The following is a 2,278-nucleotide window of genomic DNA, read 5'->3' as shown; positions in this document are numbered from 1 at the left end:
GCCCCGGCCGGGGCTTCGCACTCGGCCGCTGGCACTCCCGGGTACGGCAACTGCCCGAGGCGAAGGGCGAGTTGCCGCTCTCGGCGCTGGCCGAGGAGATCGACACCGCGACCGAGGAGGGCGAGCCGATCCGCGCGCTGATCGTCGTGGCCGCCAACCCGGTGCTCTCCGCGCCCGACGGCGACCGCCTCGACAAGGCCCTGGACTCCCTCGACTTCATGGTCAGCGTCGACCCCTACCTGAACGAGACCTCGCGCCACGCCGACGTCGTGCTGCCCCCGCCGCCGCCCTCCCAGAGCCCGCACCACGACTTCGCGTTCAACACCCTCGCCGTGCGCAACCAGGTCCGCTACACCCGCCCCGCCGTCCCGCTGGAGCCCGGCCGCATGGCCGAGACCGAGATCCTCGCCCGGCTGACCCTGGCGGCCACGGGCATGCACGGAGCCGACCCGGCCGCCGTGGACGCCATGGTCGTCGACCAGGCCCTCGGCAAGGCCGTGCGGGACGAGCACTCGCCGGTGCACGGCCGTGACCCGCGTGAACTCGCCGGCCTGCTCACCGGCGACACCGGCCCAGAGCGCCGGCTCGACATGATGCTGCGCCTCGGCCCCTACGGCGACGGCTTCGGCGCGCGGCCCGGCGGGCTGACCCTGGCCGGGCTGCTCGCCGAGCCCCACGGCATCGACCTCGGCCCGCTGCGCCCGCGCCTGCCGCAGCCGCTCAGGACGCGCAGCGGCAAGGTGGAGCTGCTGCCCGAGCCCATCGCCGCCGACCTGCCCCGGCTGCGCGGGGCCCTGCGCGAGCGCCCCGCGGAACTCGTCCTCGTCGGCCGCCGCCACCTGCGCTCCAACAACAGCTGGATGCACAACGTCCCGGCGCTCACCGGCGGCAGCAACCGCTGCACCCTGCACATCCATCCCGAGGACGCGGCCCGTCTCGGCGTCCGGGACGGGGCGGACGTACGCGTCAAGGGCGCCGGGGGAGAGGTGGTGGCGCCGGCCGAGGTCACCGACGGCGTCCGGCCGGGCGTGGTGAGTCTGCCGCACGGCTGGGGGCACGACCGCCCCGGCACCCGCCTCGGCCACGCCTCCACCGCCCCCGGCGTGAACGTCAACCAGCTCCTCGACGGCAGCCTGCTCGACCCGCTCTCCGGCAACGCGGTCCTCAACGGGATACCGGTCGAGCTGAGCGCAGGCTCCTGACCCCTAGCCGACGGCGTTTCAGGGCGTGACGCCGCCGCCCGAATTGCGCCGCACGGGCGATATCCGGCGACGCGCCGGGCATCGGTGCCGCGAGTCGCGGCGCGCATGCGTGAGAGTCCCAACGAAAGGTCGATTTGTATGAAAATCGTCTAACTCGGAGGAGCTTGCATGGCCACCCTGACACTTCCACGTACCTTCTCCCGCGCGGGCGCCAGTGTCGTCCTCACCGCCCTCGCCGCGGCGGGCGCGTCATGGGTGGCCGCGCCGAACGCGGTGGCCCAGGGGGAGAACGGCGACATCAGGGTCCACCGCGCCGAGGGATTTCCGGCGACGGGTGGCAAGGACGACCCGTTGGTGTGCAGGTTCTACCTGGACGCGGTCAACTTCGACGTCCTGCCCAGCATCGGCTACACCATCCAGGCGCAGCCACCGCTGCCCAGCGCGGCCACCGTGACCGGCATCGTCCAGCTCGCCGGGGGCGCCGGGCACACCGACCCGCTGGGCCTGGCGGACGGACAGTACAAGATCACGTGGGTCGTCGGCGGCGCCACGAAGGAGAAGGTCTTCCGGGTCAACTGCCGCGACGGCCAGCACGAAGGCCAGCACGAAGCCGCGAGCGGCCCGAACGGCGAGCGCGGCCCGAACGGCGAGCGCGGTCAGAACGGCGAGCGCGGTCAGAACGGCGAGCGCGGGGAGAACAGCCAGCGCGGGCAGATCGAGGACCGCCAGCAGCAGAACGGCAACGGCGCGGGCTGGGGCCAGAACGACAACAACGGCCCGCCCAAGGGCGGGGTGCACGCGGGCGGCGGCGGTCTCGTCGACACGGCCGCCGCGTACTCCCCGGTGACCGCCGCGGTGGCCGTGGGCCTGGTCGCGGTCTGCGGCGCCGTGTACGTCCGGCTCATCCGCCGGCGGCCCCATGGCGCCGCGTAGGCGCAGGCCCTGGTACCGGACCCGCGTCTACCGCCTCACCAGGACGGCCCTCGTCACCCACCCCGGCGTCGACAAGGTCACCTTCACCGGCTCCACCGCGGCCGGCCGCCGGGTCGCCTCGCTGTGCGGGAACGACCTGAAGC

Annotated in this window: 3 protein-coding genes; all 3 read left to right on the top strand. The window is 74.0% G+C overall.

From position 1 onward, the window contains the following. A partial coding sequence (locus ACWEN3_RS45555) for a molybdopterin oxidoreductase family protein (protein WP_452984218.1) occupies positions 1 to 1,202 on the top strand: 1,202 nt, incomplete at its 5' end. 168 nt (positions 1,203 to 1,370) lie between these two features. Continuing rightward, positions 1,371 to 2,135: a hypothetical protein gene (locus ACWEN3_RS45550; protein WP_452984216.1), complete on the top strand. Its 765-nt coding sequence runs from the start codon at positions 1,371 to 1,373 to the stop codon at positions 2,133 to 2,135. Next, a partial coding sequence (locus tag ACWEN3_RS45545) for an aldehyde dehydrogenase family protein (RefSeq protein WP_452984220.1) occupies positions 2,122 to 2,278 on the top strand: 157 nt, incomplete at its 3' end. The genes ACWEN3_RS45550 and ACWEN3_RS45545, both read left to right, overlap by 14 nt.

The organism is Streptomyces sp. NPDC004561 (assembly GCF_053602155.1).
The sequence above is the reverse complement of the archived record's forward strand: the minus strand, read 5'-3'. Positions and strand labels throughout refer to the sequence as shown.

What these genes read in the sequence shown, in the direction of transcription:
- ACWEN3_RS45550 (WP_452984216.1), top strand. Translation starts at nt 1,371, where the DNA reads ATGGCCACCCTGACACTTCCACGTACCTTCTCCCGCGCGGGCGCCAGT.